Origin of the sequence: Frigoribacterium sp. NPDC087798, assembly GCF_044742985.1 — a bacterium.
In the GTDB taxonomy this organism is placed as follows: Bacteria; Actinomycetota; Actinomycetes; order Actinomycetales; family Microbacteriaceae; genus Frigoribacterium.
The window spans coordinates 140,268-161,003 of the sequence record NZ_JBIUVP010000002.1 but is presented as its reverse complement, the minus strand read 5'-3'; the positions used below and the strand labels follow the sequence as shown (position 1 = coordinate 161,003).

Annotated in this window: 17 protein-coding genes; 6 read left to right on the top strand and 11 right to left on the bottom strand. The window is 72.6% G+C overall.

Annotated elements, in window-relative coordinates; genetic code table 11:
* Nucleotides 1–9: 9 nt before the first annotated feature.
* The 3 genes from ACIOSR_RS07745 to nudC form a co-directional block, all read right to left on the bottom strand.
* On the bottom strand, nucleotides 10–522 hold the full coding sequence (locus tag ACIOSR_RS07745; protein WP_402752288.1) for a hypothetical protein: 513 nt from the start codon (nucleotides 520–522) through the stop codon (nucleotides 10–12).
* A 256-nt stretch (nucleotides 523–778) separates the two neighbouring features.
* Nucleotides 779–2,491 carry an ATP-dependent helicase gene (locus ACIOSR_RS07740; RefSeq protein ID WP_402752287.1) on the bottom strand — a complete coding sequence of 571 codons (1,713 nt, stop codon included), beginning with the start codon at nucleotides 2,489–2,491 and terminating at the stop codon, nucleotides 779–781.
* Nucleotides 2,488–3,420, bottom strand: coding sequence for an NAD(+) diphosphatase (nudC, locus tag ACIOSR_RS07735; RefSeq protein ID WP_402752286.1), 933 nt, complete (start codon nucleotides 3,418–3,420; stop codon nucleotides 2,488–2,490). Before nudC ends, ACIOSR_RS07740 begins: the two co-directional genes overlap by 4 nt.
* A gap of 74 nt (nucleotides 3,421–3,494) precedes the next feature.
* Here nudC and ACIOSR_RS07730 point away from each other — a divergent pair, with 74 nt between their 5' ends.
* Nucleotides 3,495–4,496, top strand: a complete 1,002-nt coding sequence (locus ACIOSR_RS07730; protein WP_402752285.1) for a phosphotransferase — start codon at nucleotides 3,495–3,497, stop codon at nucleotides 4,494–4,496.
* Here the strand turns inward: ACIOSR_RS07730 and ACIOSR_RS07725 are convergent.
* A complete protein-coding gene (locus ACIOSR_RS07725; RefSeq protein ID WP_402752284.1) occupies nucleotides 4,487–7,840 on the bottom strand; it encodes a UvrD-helicase domain-containing protein in 3,354 nt (1,117 codons plus the stop codon). The genes ACIOSR_RS07730 and ACIOSR_RS07725 overlap by 10 nt on opposite strands.
* Complete coding sequence (locus ACIOSR_RS07720) at nucleotides 7,837–11,040, bottom strand: PD-(D/E)XK nuclease family protein (protein WP_402752283.1); 3,204 nt, start codon at nucleotides 11,038–11,040, stop codon at nucleotides 7,837–7,839. Before ACIOSR_RS07720 ends, ACIOSR_RS07725 begins: the two co-directional genes overlap by 4 nt.
* A gap of 131 nt (nucleotides 11,041–11,171) precedes the next feature.
* Between ACIOSR_RS07720 and ACIOSR_RS07715 the strand changes: the two genes are divergently transcribed.
* On the top strand, nucleotides 11,172–11,396 hold the full coding sequence (locus tag ACIOSR_RS07715; protein WP_043595511.1) for a DUF3107 domain-containing protein: 225 nt from the start codon (nucleotides 11,172–11,174) through the stop codon (nucleotides 11,394–11,396).
* A 2-nt stretch (nucleotides 11,397–11,398) separates the two neighbouring features.
* The gene (locus tag ACIOSR_RS07710) at nucleotides 11,399–11,695 is read left to right on the top strand and encodes a hypothetical protein (protein WP_056048642.1); all 297 of its coding nucleotides are present in this window, start codon (nucleotides 11,399–11,401) and stop codon (nucleotides 11,693–11,695) included.
* Between the two features lie 106 nt (nucleotides 11,696–11,801).
* Here the strand turns inward: ACIOSR_RS07710 and ACIOSR_RS07705 are convergent, their stop codons facing one another.
* Nucleotides 11,802–12,521, bottom strand: coding sequence for a ferritin-like fold-containing protein (locus ACIOSR_RS07705; protein ID WP_082460613.1), 720 nt, complete (start codon nucleotides 12,519–12,521; stop codon nucleotides 11,802–11,804).
* 84 nt (nucleotides 12,522–12,605) lie between these two features.
* Here ACIOSR_RS07705 and ACIOSR_RS07700 point away from each other — a divergent pair, with 84 nt between their 5' ends.
* The gene (locus ACIOSR_RS07700; RefSeq protein ID WP_402752282.1) at nucleotides 12,606–14,057 is read left to right on the top strand and encodes a DEAD/DEAH box helicase; all 1,452 of its coding nucleotides are present in this window, start codon (nucleotides 12,606–12,608) and stop codon (nucleotides 14,055–14,057) included.
* 125 nt (nucleotides 14,058–14,182) lie between these two features.
* On the opposite strand, the gene ACIOSR_RS07695 is transcribed toward ACIOSR_RS07700, so the two are convergent.
* Nucleotides 14,183–15,037 carry a PHP domain-containing protein gene (locus tag ACIOSR_RS07695; protein WP_192122736.1) on the bottom strand — a complete coding sequence of 285 codons (855 nt, stop codon included), beginning with the start codon at nucleotides 15,035–15,037 and terminating at the stop codon, nucleotides 14,183–14,185.
* Between the two features lie 83 nt (nucleotides 15,038–15,120).
* Between ACIOSR_RS07695 and ACIOSR_RS07690 the strand changes: the two genes are divergently transcribed.
* Both ACIOSR_RS07690 and ACIOSR_RS07685 read left to right on the top strand, forming a co-directional pair.
* A complete protein-coding gene (locus ACIOSR_RS07690; RefSeq protein WP_173152734.1) occupies nucleotides 15,121–16,152 on the top strand; it encodes an endonuclease/exonuclease/phosphatase family protein in 1,032 nt (343 codons plus the stop codon).
* A gap of 46 nt (nucleotides 16,153–16,198) precedes the next feature.
* The gene (locus ACIOSR_RS07685) at nucleotides 16,199–17,719 is read left to right on the top strand and encodes an aminopeptidase P family protein (protein WP_402752281.1); all 1,521 of its coding nucleotides are present in this window, start codon (nucleotides 16,199–16,201) and stop codon (nucleotides 17,717–17,719) included.
* A 77-nt stretch (nucleotides 17,720–17,796) separates the two neighbouring features.
* Here ACIOSR_RS07685 and ACIOSR_RS07680 read toward each other — a convergent pair whose 3' ends face one another.
* The 4 genes from ACIOSR_RS07680 to ACIOSR_RS07665 form a co-directional block, all read right to left on the bottom strand.
* Complete coding sequence (locus ACIOSR_RS07680; protein ID WP_233568484.1) at nucleotides 17,797–18,576, bottom strand: copper resistance CopC family protein; 780 nt, start codon at nucleotides 18,574–18,576, stop codon at nucleotides 17,797–17,799.
* The gene (locus ACIOSR_RS07675) at nucleotides 18,573–19,400 is read right to left on the bottom strand and encodes a YcnI family protein (protein ID WP_402752280.1); all 828 of its coding nucleotides are present in this window, start codon (nucleotides 19,398–19,400) and stop codon (nucleotides 18,573–18,575) included. Before ACIOSR_RS07675 ends, ACIOSR_RS07680 begins: the two co-directional genes overlap by 4 nt.
* 118 nt (nucleotides 19,401–19,518) lie before the next feature.
* Complete coding sequence (locus ACIOSR_RS07670; protein WP_402752279.1) at nucleotides 19,519–20,160, bottom strand: hypothetical protein; 642 nt, start codon at nucleotides 20,158–20,160, stop codon at nucleotides 19,519–19,521.
* A 17-nt stretch (nucleotides 20,161–20,177) separates the two neighbouring features.
* On the bottom strand, nucleotides 20,178–20,678 hold the full coding sequence (locus ACIOSR_RS07665; RefSeq protein ID WP_056048662.1) for a general stress protein: 501 nt from the start codon (nucleotides 20,676–20,678) through the stop codon (nucleotides 20,178–20,180).
* Nucleotides 20,679–20,736: the final 58 nt, after the last annotated feature.

Sequence of the window (20,736 nt, the reverse complement as noted above, 5' to 3'; positions counted from 1 at the left end):
GACAACTCCTCATCCGCCCCGGCCCCACGACATGATCGGACGATGCCCCTCGTCCTCGATCCCCGCATCCCCGTCGTCTGGCGCGATCCGTCGACCCTCCAGGTCGGCGTCGACCGCCCCACGCTCGTCCTGCGTCCGGTCAGCAGGCTCGACGAGCGGGTGGTCGCGGCCCTCGCCGCGGGGCACGGCGCAGGGGGCCTGCCCACCCTCGTCGCCCACCTCGGCCTGGATCGCGCCGCGGTCGAAGCCTCCGTCGAGCGCCTGCGACCCGCGCTGGGCGGCGACACCCGGTCGGTCGTCCCGCCGACCGTCGTCGTCGGCGGGCCGGGCCCCGTCGCCGATGCCGTCGCGCGCCTCCTCGGCTCCTGCGGTGCCGACGTCCGACGGGCCGACGCCGACCTGGCTCCGCCGCGGCACGCCACGGGCGTCCTGGTCGGCGGGCACGTGCTCGACCCCCGGGTCGTCCGAGAGTGGGTGAGGTCCGATCTGACGCACCTCGTCGTACGAGTGGGCGATCGTCACACGCGGATCGGCCCCGTGACGGTGCCCGGTTCGACGGCCTGCGCCCGGTGTCTCGACCTCCACGCCGGCGAGGCCGACCGTGCCTGGCCCGCGATCGCCGGTCAGCTGAGCGCCCGTCCCCTCACCGCGCCTCCGCTGCTGTCCGTCCATGAGGTCGCCACGAGAGCCGCCCGCCGGCTGTGGTCCCGTCTGACCGGCGCGGACGGCGCCCCCGAGGACTCCGAGGTCGAGTCGATCTCGATCGCCGACGGGCTGGTCACTCGCGCGGACGTGCCGCCGCACCCGGAGTGCGGGTGCGCAGCTCTTCCACGAACCGGCTCACCCGCCGTTCGCCGCCGCGCCCCTGCCCCGAGCGACTCCACGACAACCGGAGCCGCTCACGCGCCCTCGTGACGCCGACGTACAAGAGGCGGCGCTCCTCGTCGATCGCCGCGTCGTCCTTCGCGTAGCTGATCGGGACGAGGCCCTCGCTGAGGCCGATCAGGTAGACGCTGCGCCATTCGAGGCCCTTCGCGGAGTGCAACGTCGCCAGGGTGACCGCGGCCATGGTCGGCTCGTGCTGACCGGCCTGGCGGGCGAAGAGCTCGTCGACGAACTGGCGGAGGGTCGTCCCGGGGGGTGATGCCTCGGCCAGGCCCATGATCGTGTTCAAGGACTCCCAGCGGTCGCGGATCGCGCCTCTCTGGTCGGGTGCGTCCTGGGTCCAGCCGAGCGACCGGAGGACGTCGCTGACGGTCTTGAAGAGCGGCTCGCCCACGATGCTCACCGCCGCGCCCTTCATCATCATCAGGGCCTCTTTCACCTCGCGGAGCTCGAAGAAGCGCGTCGCGCCGTGGATGCGGGTCGACACGCCGACGTCGGCGAGTGCGCGCTCGATCGCCGCCGCCTGGACGTTGACCCGGTACAGCACCGCGATCTCCTCCGGCGCGATTCCCGACCGGATCTCGTCGGCGATGGTCTCGGCGATGCCCCTGGCCTCGGCCGAATCGCTGGCGTACTCGGTCACGGGCGGCACCGGGCCCGTCGTCTCGACGGCCGGGTGGAGGTGCAGGGCACCCGGCCGGCCCCGCATGAGTTGGTTCGCCGTGTCGACGATCTGCCGCGACGAGCGGTAGTTCTGCTCGAGACGGACGACCGTGGCGTCGTCGTACCGTGAACCGAACCCGAGCAGGTAGTCCGAGGACGCACCCGCGAACGAGTAGATGGTCTGACTGGCGTCGCCGACCACGCAGAGGTCGTTCCGGCCGCCCAGCCACAGGTCGAGCAGGTCCTGCTGGAGGGGCGAGACGTCCTGGTACTCGTCGACGACGAAGAAGCGGTACTGCTCGTGCACCTGTTGGGCCACCCGCGGCTCGAGCTCGAGCATGCCGACCGTCGCGAGCAGGACGTCCTCGAAGTCGAGCTGTCGCCGTTCGTCCTTGACGGCTTCGTAGGCACGGTGCAGGTCGACGGCTTTCTCGACGCTGATGGCCGGCGGCAACGACCTGCTCGACAACGCCTCGGCGTAGTCCTCGAGGGTGAGCCGAGAGACCTTCCGCCACTCGATCTCGGCCGCGAGGTCGCGCAACGCCGCCGTGTCGATCTTGAGCCTCAGGGACTCGGCGGCGTGGGCGAGCGCCTTGGCCTTGCTGTCGAGGAGCCGCGGCATCTGACCACCCATGGTCTGCGGCCAGAAGTACGACAGCTGGGACAGGGCCGAGGCGTGGAAGGTCCGTGCAGAGACTCCCCCGGCGCCCAGGTGACGCAGACGGCCGCGCAGTTCGGCGGCCGCGCGTGAGGTGAAGGTGAGCGCCATGACGCGGTTGGGGGCGTACACGCCGGTGGCGACCCCGTAGGCGATGCGATGGGTGATGGCACGGGTCTTGCCCGTACCGGCACCCGCGAGGAGGCACACGGGGCCGAGCAGTTTCGACGCCGCACGGCGCTGCTGTTCGTCGAGCCCCGCGATCAGGTCGGCGGCCTCGGTCACTGGTCGATCTCGCCGCCGAACCAGTCCTCGATGATCGCCCGGGCGATGGACGTCCGTCCGGGCAGGACGATCTCGCCCAGGCCGGCGACCAGGTCGTCACGACTGAACCAGCGCAGGTCGAGGATCTCGGCCCCGTCAGGCGTGAGCGTCCCCGGGTCGTCGGCGTCGACCTCGGCCCGGAAGCCGAGCATGAGGCTCGCCGGGAACGGCCACGGTTGCGAGCCCACGTATCGAGGCGACACGACGTTGATGCCGGACTCCTCGAAGATCTCGCGCTGCACCGCGTGCTCGAGGGACTCGCCGGGCTCGACGAAGCCGGCGAGCAACGAGTACCGGTTCTGCTCCCACAGGGCGTTCGAGCCGAGCAGGAGTCGGTCGTCCGCGTCGGTGACGCCGACGATGATCGCAGGGTCGGTCCGGGGGAAGACCTCGTGGCCGTCGTCCGGGTCGCGACGGACCCAGCCCGCCTTGTCGGTGACCAGGCGGCGGCCGGTGCGCGGCGAGAACCGGTGCGAGTCGTGCCAGTTCGCCACGGCGACGGCCTCGACGGCGAGGCCCGCGTCCCGGTCACTCAACGCCGTTCCCGAGACGCGAGGACTGCCCCAGGCGGAGTCGTCGGACGAGAGCGACCGCGCGCGCTCGTCGTCGAGCAGCGCAGCGAGGAGGGGTGTGCCCACCGGCTCGACGGCGGAGGGGTCCTTCGAGACCCCGAGGTAGACGTAGTCGTCGGCGGCCGGCACCGCGGCAGCCGGCAGGAGCGCGAGGGAATCCGGGGAGGCCATCAACGTCCGCCCCCGCCAGACCGGGAGCACACGGGTCACCTCCGACGCGAGCAGTTCGTCGACGACTCCGTCACGCCCACGGGTGAGGTAGTCCCGGTCGACCTGGTGTCGGGACAGCGGGAGCCGGGACGTGAGAGGCGAAGACATCGGACGACCAATCATCGCGAGTTGACAGCGTGGCGCACGGCAGGGCATCGCGTGCGGCGGCCTACCCTGAGGGCATGGCCAGATCTCATCTCACTCTAGCCGCGCTGGCCACGGCCGCCGTCGCGGACCTGGACGTCACGCGCGCGTCACGCCACGGCAGCGAGACGGGTGGCGACTTCGACTCCGCACTCGTCGACGGCCGTGGCGGAGAGCACTGCATCGTCCGCGTCCCTCGCTCGCAACGGGCCGAGGCCGAGCAGTCGGCCGACCTCGTCGCCCTCCGTGCCCTGAGCGCAGGGGTCCGAGGGCGGCTCTCGTTCGACGTGCCGGCCTACCGGGGTCAGGCCCCGATCGGCCGCACTCGCGGCATCGTCTACGACGTGGTCCCCGGCGAGCACCTGTCGATCTCGCGACTGACCGCCACCAGCGACCTCCCGACGGCACTCGGCCGTGCCGTGGCGGCGATCCACTCGCTGCCGACGAGCTTCGTGACCGACGCCGGCCTGATCAGTCACACGCCGTTCGAGGCCATGCGCTCGTCGGCGGCCTTGGTCGATCGTGCGGCCTCGACCCGCCTCCTGCCGGCCGCGCTGCTCGAGCGCTGGGAAGCCGCGATCCAGGACTCGGTGCTGTGGCAGTTCCAGCCCACGGTCGTCAACGGCTCCCTCGACGCCGGTTCGGTGCTCGTCCTCGGCGACACGGTCAGCGGCGTGCTCGGCTGGCACGACCTCCAGGTCGGTGACCCCGCCCGTGACCTCGCCTGGTTGCTGGGTGCCCCGAGCTCGACGGCGGTCGACACGGCGTTCGACGCCTACAACACCGCACGCGGCACGAGCGACCACCAGCTGCGGCACCGGGCGACCCTCTACCGCGAACTCGACCTGGCGAAGTGGCTGCTGCACGGCACCGGCACCAAGAACACGTCGGTGGTCGACGACGCCGTCGAGATGATGACGAAGCTGGTCGACTCCTTGCCCGGTGACCGACGGGCCGGCATCGGCTCGGGCTCGACCGCGGCCTTGGACGTCGACGGGGTCGAGGACCTGCTCGAGGCCACCGAGCGCCGTCACGTCTGAGTCGACGCCTCTACCCGCTGCCAGAGTTCGACGAGCTCGTCGCGGTCGGCCACGTGCCGGGGCCGAAGCACCACGTCGTCGGCGACGAAGTAGAAGACCGCGTCGATCGTGTCCGCCGGGACATCCCTGAACCGGGCGTAGGCCTCGCGGTAGAGCGCCAGCTGGAGCTGCTTGAGCGCGAGGTCGGCGTCGTCGGTGGGCGCCTTGCCCGTCTTCCAGTCGACGACCTCGAACCGGCCGTCGCGTTCGAAGACGGCATCGATCTTGCAGATGACGGTGCGACTGCCGAGGGGGAGGTGGATCTCGAGCTCGACGTCCGTCGGTTCGAGAGATGCCCAGGCCGAGCGCTCGAAGGTCGTCACCAACTGCTCGAACCGCCTCGCGTCGTCGGGATCGATCGGCCCCGACCCGGGTGAGCCGACCCGCTCGTCGTCGAGGTCGCTCTCGTCGCCCCAGGCGTCGAGGGTCTCGGCACGACCCGTCGGCCGGAAGCGCTCTTCGACCCATTCGTGGAACAGCGTGCCGAGGCGGGTCGCCCGATAGGGCCGTTCGGGCAGGGGACGACGAAGCGCGGCGGCGACCGCGGCGGGGTCGTCGACGTAGTCCTTGAACCTCGAGGCCGGGATGCGCTGGGGAAGGGGGACCGCCCCGGCGCCCGCTCGCGCGGCGTCGCGCTCGAGCAGCAGCAGGTCGATGTCGGACGACCATCTCGACGCGGGGCCTGGCTGCTGCGTGCCGGCGGGCTCGTCTCGTGAGAGCCGGTCGACGGCCGTGGTGACCCGTGCAGCGGCGTCCTCGACCACCGCGCGGCGTTGCCCCAAGGGGTCGAGCGGCCAGCTGAGCTCTCGGGACGCGGCGGCCAGGGGGTTCTCGTCGTCGTCGGGTCGTTCGGGGAGGTCACCGGTCGGCACGAGCCCGCGCTCGGCCAATTCGACGACGAACCGGCTGGCAGGGCGGGGGCGGACGGCACTCGTCCAGAAGGAGCCGCTCACGAGCAGGGCGTCACGGGCCCGGGTGAGTGCGACGTAGGCCAGCCGCCGTTCCTCGGCCTGGTGCCGGACGACCAACTCGTCCTTGAACGCCTTCAGCGCTTGGTCGAACTCCTTCTGGTCGGCCACGCCCCGCCAGCCGAGCACGGGCAGCTCGGCGGCATCGCCGCGGAACTCGTACGGCAACTCGCCGAAACCGAGCCACCCCACGCCTTCGCGGGAGGTGCCGGGCAACTCGCCCTCGACGAGTCGTGGCACCGCGACGACGTCCCACTCGAGCCCCTTGGAGCCGTGGATGGTCAGGAGTTGGACGGTGCCCCGCTCGGCCTGCTCGGACCGCGGACCCATGTCGTCACGCCGCTCGGCTGCTGCCAGCCACGACAGGAAGCCCCCGAGGCCGGCGTTCTCGTCGGTCGCCACGTACCCCGCCAGTTCGTCCTCGAAGGCTTGCAGCCACGCGCCCCCCGACGGCGCGCCGGTGGCCGCCGCCACCTCGACGTCGAGCAGCATCTCGTGCTCGACCAGCGTGACCAGGTCGACGAGATCGAGACCGGTGCGGGCCCGGAGGAAGGCGAGCTGCGAGCCCAGCCGCCTCAGGCGGACGAGCCCCTCGTCACTGAACTCGGAGAGCTGCCGATGCGTGACGGGCGCCGTGGCCACGAAGTCGAGGGCGTCGACGATCGACCCGTGCTCACCCGCGGCGACCGACGCCCGGAACCCGGCGGCGACCTCGTCGTCGAGGCGCTGTTGGGCGTGGTCGTGCGAGAAGAGCCACGAGGCGACGTCGCGCAACCGGGCGATGTCTCGAACGCCGATCCGCCATCGGGCACCGGCCATCAGACGGATGGCCTCGGAACCGGCCGACGGGTCGTGCAGCACCCGAAGGCAGGACACGAGGTCGACGACCTCGGGCCGCTGCAGGAGACCGCCGACGCCGAGCACGTGGTACCTGACGCCGCGAGCCGCGAGGGCCTCGACGAAGACGGGCATGGTCTTCTTCGAGCGGAAGAGCAACGCCGCCGTTCGGCCGGCGGGCTCGCCGTCGACGATCGTGGGCACGGCCAGCTCGCTCTGCAGCCAGGCCGCGACCTGGTCGGCCTCGCCCGGCAGCGTCTGGTCGAAGAGCAGTTCGACGCGCCCCTCGGGCGCACCCGGCCGGGCTCGCAGCTCGCCCACGACCGCCCCGGAGGACCGCGCGAGTTCGGCCACGACGGTGTTCGCGGCGTCGAGCACTCGTGACGCGTTGCGCCAGCTGGTCGAGAGGCTGAACACCGCATCGGGCCGGGCTCCGAAATCCACCGGGAACCGTCCGAGGTTCGCGGCGCTGGCACCCCGGAACCCGTAGATGGACTGGTGGGGGTCCCCGACCGCCATCACCCCGGTGCCCTCGAAGAGGCGGGACAACAAGGTGGTCTGCACGACGCTGGTGTCCTGGTACTCGTCGAGCAACACGACGCGGTAGCGGTCGCGCAACTCGGCCACGACGTTCGGCGCCGTGTCGCACACCTCGAGGGCCAGGGCCACCTGGTCGGAGTACTCGACGAGGCCTCGACGGGCCTTCTCGTCGGCGAAGGCCACGGCGAGGTCGAGCAGCGGCGGGAGCGCCGACACCGCGCCGACGGCGTCGACGACCGACTTGTAGGCGCTGCCCTTGGTCGACGGAAGACTTGCGAGGTCGAGGAACCGGTCGGCCAGGTGTGCCACGGGCTCGGGCCCGGTGACGTTCTCGCTGAGGGCGTGGCTCAGGCGGAGGACGGCCTCGGTGATGCCGTCGACGCTTCGACCGAGCCCGGCGAGGCGCTCGTCGTGGCTGCCCACGACGAGTGAGCGTGCCAGCTGCCAGGCGGACGCATCGCCGAGCACCTGCGACTCGCTCTCTCGACCGACCCGCAGGGCGTTGTCGCGGAAGATCGCGTTGGCGAACGCGTTGTAGGTCGAGACGGTGGGCACGTCGAAGGGATCGGCCTCGTCGCCGAGCAGTCCGACGGCGGCGAGCTGGCCGATGCGCCGCTCGATCCGCTCACCGAGTTCGCCGGCGGCCTTGCGGGTGAAGGTCAGGCCGAGCACCTGCGAGACGCCGACGAGACGGTTGGCCAGCAGCCACACCACGCGGTTGGCCATGGTCTCGGTCTTGCCGCTGCCGGCGCCCGCGACGACCAGGGCGGGTTCGAGAGGGGCCTCGATGACGGCTTGCTGCTCGGGGGTCGGCGTGGGAAGCCCGAGCGCCTCGGAGATCTCGGCTGCTCTGAGCCGGGACGAGGAGGCGCGCGTCGTGCCGTCGACGCCACGACCGTCCACCCCGTCACGCGTGCCCGCGGCGCCACCCCCGTCGGCGGCGCGGCCTCCGGCCGTCACGAGCCGCTCACCTCGCCCACCACGTGGATGCGGCACGATCCGCCGTGCCGCCCTTCGCAGTGGTCGTCGAGGCGGGCCACGAACACCCGGCCCGCCATGTGCTCGGCCGCGTCGACGACCCGGGCACGGAAGGCCGCGAGTCGGTCGTCGTCGAACGCCCCCTGGGCGGGCTCCCGGTAGAGCTTGCCCCGGACGCCCGACGACACGATCACGAGCTTCGCCCCGCCGGGAGGTGTGCCCTCGGGCACGGCCTCGACGGCACCGTCGGCGAGGGCGACCTGGTAGCTGCCCAGCTGGGGGTGTTCGGCGACGGCCTGGGGCGACGTCGGGGCCGACCGGCCCGTCTTGAGGTCGACGATCACGGCGGCGCCCTCGCGGGTGCGCTCCACCCTGTCGATGGACCCGCGCAGACGTGCCGGCCCGATGTCGAGGCTGAAGGTGGACTCGGCGCCGAGCAGGCTCCCGCCCGACGCCTCGAAGTCCCGCAGGTAGGAGGAGAGGCTCTCGGTCATGTCGCGCGCCCGGCGTATCTCGGCCTCAGCGATCCAGGCCGACTCGAACTCGAGCTCGGGCCAGCGCCCCTCGACCGACTGCCAGAGCGAGTCGACGTCGGTGCCCTCGGCGTGCTCCATCACGTCGTGCAGCACCGTGCCGAGACCCATCGCCGCGTTGGGAGGGGACCCGCCGAACCGGTCGACGAACCAGTGCAGGGGGCACTCCTCGAACGACCCGAGTTGCGACGGCGAGACCGGCACGTGGGCCTCGGGAGCCTCCAGGTCGATGAGCGGCTCGACGGTGCTGGGGTCGAGCAACCCGTACCAGTCGTCCGGCGACGCCCCCGCCACGCCTTCGCCGGCGAGTCGGGCCAACGCCTCGACCGCGTCGTCGGCCCGTGGTCCGTGAGGCGCCGAGACGAGCACGTGACGGAGGTGCCCCACGAGTCCTCGAAGCGACAGGGGGTGCCCGGCGGGTGCCTCGGGGCAGCCGTCGGGCAGCAGCCGGAAGAACGGCGAGGGCCCCTCGTCGTCGTTCGAGGTGCAGGAGAGCACGACCTGTCGGGTGGCCCGCGACACGGTGAGGGCGAACATGCGTAGTTCGTCGGACAGAACCGTGGCCCGCGCGTCGGAGGGGACTGCCGGCTCGTCGTCGTGGTCGTGGTCGTGGTCGTCCATCGGACCGCCGCGGAGCAGGCCGCGCTCGGCGAGGTCGACCAGCTCGTCGGGGGCGAGCAGCCCGCCCCGGACCCGGAGGTTCGGCCACACGCCGTCCTGCAGCCGAGCGGCGACGACCACGTCGACCTCGATGCCCACGGCGTTCGACGGCGAGCACACCAACACGGTCTCGGCCGTCGCCTGCGGCGAGAGGGTGTCCTCGGGCACCTCGGCCCCGAGCAGCGAGTCGAGGAAGGCACCGGCGGGTGCCTCGGGGGTGCGTTCGACGAAGCGCTTGGCGGCCGTGAACAGGGCGACGACACCGTCGAGGTGACGGTCCGCCTCGGCGGCCACGATGCCGCGACCGTCGCTCTGGGCCGACCACTCGGCCGCGAGTCCGCTGCGCTCCCAGAGGCCCCAGAGCACCTCTTCGATGCTGGCGCCGGTCGCGGCTGCACGACGGGCCGCGTCGAGACTGGTCGAGAAACGCCCGGCTCGGGCCGCGAACCTCGAGTCGATCGTGACGAATCGACCGGCCCCCTCGAGCGCCTCGACGAGCAGGTCGTCGGCCGAGCGGACGCCGCCCGTGCCGAGCTCGTCGGCTCGCAGGGCGAGCCTCAGGCGTCGGAGCGACAACGCGTCGAAGCCGGCGAGCGGCCCCAGCAGCAGCTCGGTCGCGAGCTCGACGGTGAGCTCGTCGCGACCGACGGCGACGGCGGCGGCGAGCAACAGGTGGCGGGCCGCGTGTTCGTCGCGCACGGCGCGTCCGGCGACGGAGGTGCGGGTCGGGACCTCGGCGAGCTGCAGCCCCCGGGCGACTCCGGCCACCTGCCCACCGCTGCGGACGACCACCATCATGCGCGACCACGGCACCCTGCGGACCAGGTGGTGCTCGCGCAGCAGGCGGGCCACCGACGCCACTTCGTGGCTCGGGCTGTCGGCCCGGACGGTCACGATCGGGACCGCCACCGGGTCCGCCGCTCCCCCGGCCTCGGAGGGCTCGATCGCCGGAGCCGCCACCGCGGCGTGCTGGCGACCGGCGCCGGCCGTCCCGATGCGCGAGGTGACCCGCTGCACGAGATCGCGCAACGGAGGCTGGTGCCGGTGGGCCGTGGAGAGGTACAGGGTCTCGACGTCGGACAGGCCGAGCCGAGGGCCGAGACGACCGAGCACGTCGGGCGTGCCCCCGCGGAACGCGCTGGTGGACAGGTCGGGGTCGCCGAACGCGACCACGGCGACACCCCGCCGCGTCAGGGCGCGGAGCAGCGCCAGGGTCGACTCGGTCGCTTCTTGCGCGTCGTCGACGAGGACGACCCTCAGCCCCTCGACGACCGGGGAGGTCTCGCCGCGGTCGAGGGCGGCGACGGCGTAGTCGACCAGGTCCGCCGAGTCGAGGTGCCGCCCCCGTGCGGCGTCGAGGACGCTCAGGTACTCGTCGCGGAAGTCGGCCACCGCCGCCCATTCGGGCCGGTCGGCCCTCTCGGCGGCTCGTCGGAGCCCCTCGGACCCGATGCGGTGCTCGGTCGACCGCATGAGGACTTCGCGCAGTTCGGTGCGGAAGCCGCGGAGTCGACGAACGGTCGGGCCGAGCCCCTCGGGCCAGGACGGGCCCGTGCCGTCGACCTCGTGCCCCTCGAGGAGGGAACGGACGATGCTGTCCTGGTCGCCGCCCGTCAGCAGGGTCGGCGTGGGCAGGCCGACGAGCCGCGCCGCATGGCCGACCACGTCGAATGCCAGGGACGAGACGGTGCGGGCCAGGGGCCCCGGGGTCGGCACGGTGAGCCTCGACGCGATGACGTCACGGAGCGTCGTCGCCGTCGAGCGCGTCGGTGCGAGCACCATGACGGCGGCCGGACCCCAACCGCGCCTTTCGACGCGGTCGACCACGAACTCGACGAGCGTGCGGGTCTTGCCCGAGCCCGGGGCACCCAGGACCGCGGCCGACCGCCCGTCGGCCAGGTCGAGCACGGCCCGCTGCGAGTCGTCGAGCACCGGCGGCACCGAGGCTCGGGCCGGACTCGAGAGGGGCGGTGAGACGGTCGAGGCCATGTCCCGACGCTACCGGCTGGCACCGACATCGAGGTCGGTCGCGTGGACCGTCGACGGCCCGACGGGCCACCCCGTGTGCGCCGACAGAGAACGTGCAGAGCCGGGACGGCGAGGTCGGATATCGTGACCTCGTGGACATTCGCATCGGCATCACCAACAGCCCCCGTGAGATCAGCTTCGAGACGGCCCAGACCGCCGACGAGGTCGAGAAGGTCGTCGGCGACGCGCTCGACGGCGGCAAGTCGTACGTCACCCTCGCCGACTCCAAGGGCAAGACCTACCTGGTCCCCACCGCATCGCTCGCCTACGTCGAGGTCGGCAGCGAAGAGAGCCGCAAGGTCGGGTTCGTCAGCTAGTCGTGGAACTCCTCTTCGTCGTCCTGGGTGGCGCCATCCTCGGGTTCGTCCTCCACTACGCGCTGCCCGACGGCGACACCCGCGGCGTCCTGCTCGCGCCCGCGTCCGGCGCCGTCGTGGCAGCGATCGTGTGGGAGGTCCTGACCTGGGCCGGATGGCCCGCCGACGGCGGATGGATCTGGGTGGCAGCACTCGTCCTCCCCGCCGTCGTCGCGTTCGTGGTCTGCCGTGTCGCGGCGGCCCGCCGCCGGGCTCACGACAGCGAGCACTTCGCCCGCCTGGTGCGCTCCGCCTCCTGACGCCGCGCCTCCGCCAGGCCCTCCATGCATGGCCGGTCGCCCAGGGCGGCCACGCCAGTTCGCCCGAGACGCTCCCGCCAGCCGGAGGGCTACCAGCGGTGAGCGCTCAGGCGGTGAGTCCGAGCGCGTCCATGCGGCGCGTGTGGGCGGCGATGAGTTCCGTGAAGACGGGTTCGAGACGCTCGTCGTCGGCGGACACGTGCGACGCGGACACCGCGGCGCGAGCGACCAACAGGGTGTCTCCCACCAACCTGCGCCCCCAGAGGGCCAGCCGTGACGCGAGCCGCGGGTCGGCCTCGATGGCCGCGGAGAGTTCTCGCACCACGAGCGGTGCGTCGTCGTGGGCTTCGAGCACCGCCACGATCCGCTTGTGGTGGTCCGCCGGCAGTCCGGCCGCCAACCGCACGAAGACGTCGTTGAGCAGGCCGGCCGCGACGTAGTCCGCGACGATCGCCTCGTACCAGTCCGTGCCTCCGGTCCGGGCCCGGAACTCGTCGATGGCGGCGATGTGGGGCTCCATCGACTCGGTGGCGTCGTGGCCCGACCGTTCGATCTCGGCCACCAGGCCGCGGTGTCGGGCCAAGGTCGTCTCGGCGATGCGGCCGGTGGTTTCTTTCGCGCGGACGTCGGGGGCGAAGGCCGACGAGCGGCCCAGCGTCTCGAAGAGCGCGAGTTCGAGGTAGGCCGCGTGCCCCAGGAAGACCAACAAGTCGGGGGTGAACTGGTCGAGCTCGACCCGGGCCGCGGGGGTCGGCTTCGCCGCGGGCCGCGGCCACTGCAGGGACGGGACGCCGCGTTTCGCACCTCGACCGGGCCAGGACACCACGCCCACATCTTATGGGGTCCGAGGGGCCGCCCGTCGCGACGGGCTAAACTCGACGCATCCCCCTATATGAGACAGGGCAACACTTTGACATTCACTGACCTCGCGATCGACCCCGACATGGTCGACGCTCTGGCGTCGAAGGGGATCCTCGAACCTTTCCCCATCCAGACGCAGACCATCCCCCTCGCCCTCGCCGGGCAGGACATCATCGGCCAGGCCAAGACGGGCACCGGCAAGACCTTCGGCTTCGGCCTCCCGATCATCCAGCGCATCGGCCTCGACCCGGCCCCCGGCGTCAAGGTGCTCGTCGTCGTCCCGACCCGCGAACTCTGCGTCCAGGTGGCCGACGACCTCGAGCTCGCCACCTCGAACCGGGCGACCAAGATCGTCAGCATCTACGGCGGCAAGGCCTACGAGGGCCAGGTCGAGCAACTCAAGGCCGGCGCGCAGATCGTCGTGGGCACCCCCGGGCGCCTCCTCGACCTCGCCGGCCAGCGCCTCCTGAACCTCAAAGAGGTGCAAGAGGTCGTGCTGGACGAAGCCGACAAGATGCTCGACCTGGGCTTCCTCAGCGACATCGAGAAGATCTTCCAGCAGGTGCCGGCCACCCGTCACACCATGCTGTTCTCGGCGACCATGCCCGGCCCGATCGTGGCCTTGGCACGCCGGTTCATGTCGAAGCCGATCCACATCCGCGCGACCGACCCCGACGAGGGCCTCACGCAGGCGAACATCAAGCACGTCGTCTACCGGGCCCACTCGCTCGACAAGGACGAGGTGATCGCGCGCATCCTCCAGGCCGAGGGTCGTGGCAAGACCGTCGTCTTCACCCGGACCAAGCGCGCGGCCGCCAAGCTCGTCGAAGAGCTGAACGACCGCGGCTTCAACGCGGCGGCCGTCCACGGTGACCTCAACCAGGAGCAGCGCGAGCGCGCGATGGCCGCGTTCAAGGCGGGCAAGAAGGACATCCTGATCGCGACCGACGTCGCGGCCCGAGGCATCGACGTGAACGACGTCACGCACGTGATCAACCACACCGTGCCCGACGACCACGACACCTACCTGCACCGCGCCGGCCGTACCGGCCGCGCCGGCAAGACCGGCATCGCCGTGACGTTCGTCGACTGGGACGACCTGCACAAGTGGGCCCTGATCAACCGGGCCCTCGACATGGGCCAGCCCGAGCCGGTCGAGACCTACTCGTCGAGCCCGCACCTCTTCGCCGACCTCGACATCCCCGCCGGGACGAAGGGACGCCTGCGCGCGAGCTCCTTGTCGGCGGTCAAGGCGGGTTCGGTCGGCTCGCGCGAGCGCACCGGCGGCCCCCAGGGCGATCGTGACAGGGGTCGCGGTCGCGGTCGTGGCGACGCTCCCGTGCGGGCCTCCGGTGAGCCCTCGACCACGGGCCGCGGCGCCGCGCAGGCACCCGACGCGACGGCTCCGGCCGGCGAGGGCACGGGTGAGGCCCCGCGCAAGCGCAGCCGCAACCGTCGCCGTCGTCCCGCCGGCGACTCGTCGTCACAGCCGCAGGGCTGACGACCGATCCAGCACGAGACCCCCTCGACCGTCCGCGGCGAGGGGGTATCGTGCGTCCGGCACGTCATCGCCCGGCACGTCGCCGTCCGGCACGTCGCCGTGCGGACGAGGCGGCGCGGGCCGGTTCAGCCCCGGACGGGCACCCACCCGGTCGCCGCGTCGACGATCCGGTCGAGTTGTCCGGGAGCCGTGGTGTTCTCGCCCAACCGGTTGGGCTTGCCGTCGCCGTGGTAGTCGCTCGACCCGGTCACGATGAGGTCGTACCGTCGGGCGAGCTCGAGCAGTCGCGCCTTGCCGGCCGAGGTGTTCTCGCGGTGGTCGATCTCGACGCCGAGCAGCCCGGCGTCGACGAGGGCCTCGAAGCCCTCGCTGGAGACGTTCGGCTCGCGACCCCGCGTCGCCGGGTGGGCGATGACGGGGACGCCCCCGGCCTCCCGGATCAGGCGGACGCCGATCAGGGGGCTGGGTGCCTCGTGCGGCTCGTAGTACCCGGACCGCCAGTGCAGGATGCCCGCGAAGGCGGCGCTGCGGTCGGGCGCGTAGCCCTTGGCGACGAGGGCGTCGGCGATGTGCGGCCGTCCCAGGGTCGCCCCCGAGCTGGCCTGGGCGAGGACGTCACCCCAGGTCAGGTCGTAGTCGGCGGCGATGCGTTCGACGATGCGCTCGGCCCGGTGCAGACGGCTGTCGCGCAGGCGGGCCGTCTCGGCGACGAGGCCCGGGTGGGCGGGGTCGAAGAGGTAGCCGAGCATGTGGACGCTGTTCAGTCCGAGCCGGGTGCTGAGCTCCATGCCGGGGAGGAGGGTGAGACCGGTGCCGGCGACGGCGGCCGTGGCCTCGGACCACCCGGCCGTGCTGTCGTGGTCGGTCAGGGCGACGGTGTCGAGCCCCGCGCGCACGGCCGACGCGACCAGCGCGGCGGGCGCCTCGGTGCCGTCCGACACGCTCGAGTGAGTGTGCAGGTCGACCAGGCGCGTGGGCATCCCCCCATCGTAGGCGGCGCGCATCCGAGCCGTCCGTGCGGCGCCCGACGTGCGGTCGGGGGTTCCCCTAGGCTCCAGGGGCCATGATCCGTCGTCTCGTCGCCCTCGTCTTCGTCCTCGCCGTCGCCGCGGTGCTCCTGGCCGCCCTCTGGCCCCAGGCCGTCGGGCTGCAGCGCGTCTTCCCGGTCGGTCAGGTGGTGTCGTTCCGCCTCGTCGCCGGGGCCGTCGCGATCGTCCTGGTGGTGCTGCTGCTCGTGCTGGGCCTGGTCGCACGGCCGATCCGGTCGCTCACGGCGAGCGCGGCCGTGCTGCTGCTCGTGTTCGGCGTCCTCTCGGCGGGCGTCGTGACGGCTCGCGGCCTGGGCCGCACCGACTTCGTCGAGAAGACGCCCACCGACGTCACCGTGCTGTCGTGGAACACCCTCGGCGCGGCGACCGGGGCCGACGCCGTCGTCGCCCTCGCGACCGAGGTCGGTGCCGACGTGATCGCCCTGCCCGAGACCCGCCAGGAGGTCGGCGTGGCCGTCGCCGAGGCCATGGCCGCCGCCGGCAAGCCCATGTGGGTGCACACGGTGGCCTACGACCAGATCGCGAGCGGCCGCTCGACGACCCTCCTGATCAGTGCCGCGCTGGGCGACTACCAGGTCGCGATCGGTGACGACGGCACCACCGACGCACGGACGACGCCCGTCCTCCCGACGGTCGTCGCGACACCCGTGTCGGGCGAGGGCCCCACGATCGTCGCCGCCCATCCCGTGTCGCCGACGCCCGAGCACATGGGGCAGTGGCGTGCCGGCCTGGGGTACCTCGCCGACGTCTGCCGGTCGGGGAACGTGATCATGGCGGGTGACTTCAACGCCACCCTCGACCACATGGCCGGGCTCGGCACCGACGGTGGAGCGCTCGGCGCCTGCCGCGATGCCGCCGAGGCGACCGCGAACGCCGGCGTCGGGACCTGGCCGACCGACGTCCCTCCCCTCCTCGGTGCGCCGATCGACCACGTCATGGCCACCGAGCAGTGGCTGCCGACCGGCTTCCGGGTCGTGACCGAGCTCGACGACGCCGGCAGCGACCACCGGGCGGTCGTCGCCCAGCTCAGTCGCACGGGAGCCTGAGCCCGCCGACTGGGCGTCCGGCCCGTTTGGCGGGACAATGGTGGGCATGGCAGATCAGAAGGCGCCGCGCGCGACCACCAACCGCTCCACCACCCCCGGGTCGGACACGTTCAAGGACTACATCTCGTCGCAGTGGGCCGACCGCCCCGACGTCCTCCCCGAGCCGCGTGAGCAGGCGCCGTTCGCCGCCGACCGTCGCGAGCGGCTGTCCGCGCTGCACCCGGGCACCCGCCTGGTCGTGCCGGCCGGCTCCGCCAAGGTCCGGTCCAACGACTGCGACTACCCCTTCCGTGCGCACTCGGCGTTCTCGCACCTGACGGGCTGGGGTTCCGACACCGTGCCCGGCTCGGTGCTCGTGCTCGAGCCCACGGCCGAGGGCCACGACGCCACCCTGTACCTGCGGGCGAGCGCCGGGCGCGACTCGGACGAGTTCTACGCCAACCCCGAGATCGGCGAGTTCTGGATCGGCCCGCGCCCCTCGTTGACGCAGGTCGCCGCCGACCTGGGTCTCGCCACGCGTGACCTGGCCGACTTCGAGGCCGTGGTCGGCACCATCGACGCCGGCACCCTCGTCGTCCGCGAAGCCGACCCCGACCTGACCCGCCGTCTCGACGCCGTCGTCGAGGCCGCCGCCGAGCAGTCCCCCGTCTCGGCGGGGACGACGGCCGTCGTGACCTCCGACGACGACCGCCCCCGCGAGCGGGCGACCTCCGCCGACCTGGCCCGTGACCTGAGCGAGCTGCGTCTCGTCAAGGACGCGTACGAGGTCGCGCAGATGCGCCAGGCCGTGACGGTGACGGGCAAGGGGTTCACCGACGTGATCGCCGACTTCGACGACATCGTCGCGCACCCGCGCGGCGAGCGGCTCGTCGAGGGCACCTTCAACCGTCGGGCCCGCGCCGACGGCAACACGGTCGGCTACGACACGATCGCCGCGTCGGGCGACCACGCCTGCGTCCTGCACTGGACCCGCAACGACGGCGTCGTCCGCGACGGAGACCTCATCCTCATCGATGCGGGCATCGAACTCGACAGCCTCTACACGGCCGACATCACCCGCACGCTGCCCGTCTCGGGCCGGTTCACCGACGTGCAACGTCTCGTGTACGAAGCCGTGCTCGAGGCGGCCGACGCGGCGTTCGCGATCGTGCGTCCGGGCATCGCGTTCCGCGAGATCCACGCGACGGCCATGAAGGTCATCGCCGAACGGACGGCCGAATGGGGCTTCCTGCCGGTGTCCGCCGAGGAGTCGCTGCAGCCCGACCACCAGTACCACCGTCGCTACATGGTGCACGGCACGAGCCACCACCTCGGCATCGACGTGCACGACTGCGCCGCCGCCCGCCGCGACCTCTACCTCGACGGCGTGCTCGAGCCCGGCATGGTGTTCACCATCGAACCCGGCCTGTACTTCCAGCCCGACGACCTCACCGTGCCCGAGGAGTTCCGCGGCATCGGCGTGCGCATCGAGGACGACATCCTCGTGACCGCCGACGGGGCCGAGAACCTCTCGGTGGGCATCCCCCGCACGGTCGCCGACGTCGAGGCGTGGATCTCCCGCGACTGAGGTCCGACACCGAAGGGCCCCGGGTGCGTCGCACCCGGGGCCCTTCGCCCGTTCACACCCCGATCAGCGAGGCAGGGTCATCGACCGTCGGACGACGAGTCGCCGTCCGGGGCCGACGTGTCGTCGGTCTCGGACGGTGTCCCGTCACGTCGCCGGCCGGTGACGATGGCCACGACCACACCGGCGGCGGCCAGCACGACGATCGCGACCGCGATGCCGATGACGAGTCCGGCGTTCACCGAGCCCGACTCGGGCGCAGCCGACGGCGTCGCCACGGTGTCGTCACCCGGGGTCGCCATGGTCGTCATCTCGGGTTCGGACGAGGCCGAGGGCGAGGCCGCCTCGGTCTCGTCACCGGTGGGGGCGCCGGCACCGCCAGCCGCGCCTCCTGCGCTGCCGCAGCTCGGACGGGTCGGCGAGCCCGCCCCCTCCGCGGTGCCCGCGGCGGGGGCGTAGGTGAACGGGACGGCGTCCGAGACGGTGTGGCCGTCGGCCGAGACGGCCTGGTAGGTCATCGTGTAGGCGCCGGGCGACCCGAGCGCGACACCGGTCGTCAGCGTCGGTCCCGAGGTCGTCGAGCAGCCGTCCTCGTAGTGCAGACCGGCGGCGTCCGTCACCTCGAGCACGTTCGAGCTGCCGGTGCCCGAGAGGTCGAGGATCACGTCGTTGAACGTGATCGACACGGTCGCCGGGGACGAGTCGACGGTCGAGCCCGCGGCCGGCGTGCTGCTCACGACGTAGTCGTGGGCAGCGGCCGATCCCGCCGGTACGAGGGCGAGGGCACCGACCGCGGTACCCAGCCCGGCCGTCACGAGGACGCCGAGGAGGCGCGGTGTCCGCGAGCGTGCGGCCGTCACGCGTCCACCCCGCCGTTCGTCGAGGTGCGGGACGCGGTCGCCCGGGGCCGACGGGTCAGCGCGACGACCGAGACGACGAGCGCCAGCGCACCCAGGGCGAGACCGCCGATGCCCAGGCCGATCGAGAGCGGTCCGACCGCACCGTCGCCGGAGCCCGACGCCGAGTCGCCGGAGGTGCCGACACCCGCGGTCGTCGCGTCGTCGTCCGTCGCGTGGCCGGCGTGCTCGTCGGCCGGCGGCGCGTCGTTGACGTAGAGGGTCGGTGCGGGGTGCTCGGGCTCTTCTCCCGAGGCGGGAGTCGCGTCGGCCCAGTCGACCACCGTGCCGTCCGAGTAGCGCTGGTGGGCCGGCAGCGCGATCGACCCGGTGTCGGGCACCGCACCGGCCGAGATGACGAACTGCTGGAACTGTCCGGGTGCGATCTGCGTGTCGCCCTCGGCCGTCCAGGTCACCTGCGTCGGCGCCTCGGTGATCGTCGTGCCGTCGAGCTCGACCGGCTCGGGCAACGTGCTGGTGGTGACCTCGGTGGTCCACCCCGGGAGGGGCTCGTACGACACCGAGGTGAACGGGGTGTCGGTGGGCAGGTCGACGACGAGCCCGACGGTGCCCGCGGTCGCCGACTCGTTCGGCACCTTGAAGGTCAACGTCTCGTACGACCCGGCCTCGGCCTGACCGGGCTCGACGTGGACATGGGCCGAGGCCGCGAGGGGCGCGGCCAACGCGAGCAGGGCGGCGGCGCCGAGGGCCGCTGCCGAACGGGCGACGACGGCGGACGACCGGGGACGGCGGGACGCGACGGAAATGGGGTCGGTGCTGTGGTTCATGGATCTTGTCCTCTCGATCGCGAGCGCGATCGGTCTGCGGTGCATGACGATGGGGCCCGACGGCGCGACGGGCGCGTCCGACGGGGTTACCGACGACGGAGGTCGAGGGTGTGCGGGGTCAGGCAGGGCAGGGCGGACCGCGACGGGGTCGGGCCGTGAGGTGTCGTCGGCCGGGCGGGCGCGGACGGACGCCGACCGGAGTCGGCGGGCGCCGGACGACGGGCGCCTCGGGCCGGTGCCCGGCGGTCAGGAGGCGCGCGACGGCCAGACCGCGGACGGCCAGTCGGACGAGGGCCCACGCGGCGCCCTCACCACGCCGCAGGGCGGCGATCGTGACCACGGCCGCGAGCGCGTGGGCCAGCCACATGGCGGGGCCCCCCATGACCATGGCCTGGCCGACGCCACCACCGGACGCGGCGCCGTCGGCGATCGTCGAGATCACGAGTGCGGAGTGGTGCCCGCCCGTCGCCGAGGTGCCCCCGCCGTCCGAGGCTCCGAGGGAGAACAGCAGGTGGAACGCGACCTGGCTGAGCGCGACCGCGACGGCGAGCCGCACGGTCGAGAGGTGCACGCCCGCCAGGGCGATCGAGACGGGTACGGCCACGGCCAGGGCGAGGACGACGCCGAGCAGGCCGGGCTCCATGCCACCGCCGGCCACGTGGGAGAAGGCCGCGACCAGGGTCGAGGCACCGGCGGTCAGCCAACCACGCGCGAAGCGCTCGGCCCGGGTGGCCGTCGTGGAGGGGTCGCGGGGTGCCATGTCGACACCAGGGTACGTCAGCGGCGCGGGGTCTCGGGACGCGCGAGGATCTCGTGCGCCCGCCCGGAGACCTCGGGGTCGACCACGATCTGGTAGTTCGACGCGAGCACCTGGTGCGTCGAGGTGAAGTCACGGCGGCGGCGGGTGATCGCGAAGCTGACGATGCCGTAGAGCATGCCGAAACCGGCTCCGAGCAGGGCGGCCGCCCCGACGGTGGCCGCGGTGGCGGTCTCGGTCGCGAAGACGAGCATGACGAGCCCGAAGAAGACGCCGAGCCAGAGTCCGGTCACGGCCCCGGCCAGCGCGGCGCGCCCGTAGCTCAGGCGACCGGTGACCCGTTCGACGGTCTTGAGGTCGTTGCCGATGATCGCCAGCCGCTTGATCGGGAACTCGGCCTGTGACAGCCGGTCGACCACGCGCTGCGCCTCGGGATACGTGTCGTAGGTGCCGAGGACGTCGCCCCGCGGCAGGGTGGGCACCATCGGCGGGCGGCGGCCCACGGGGCCCGGGTTCGTCATCCCTGCATTAAACACGGTGCCCCTGCCGGGCACCCGTCGGCGGCGACCCCGCGAGCGA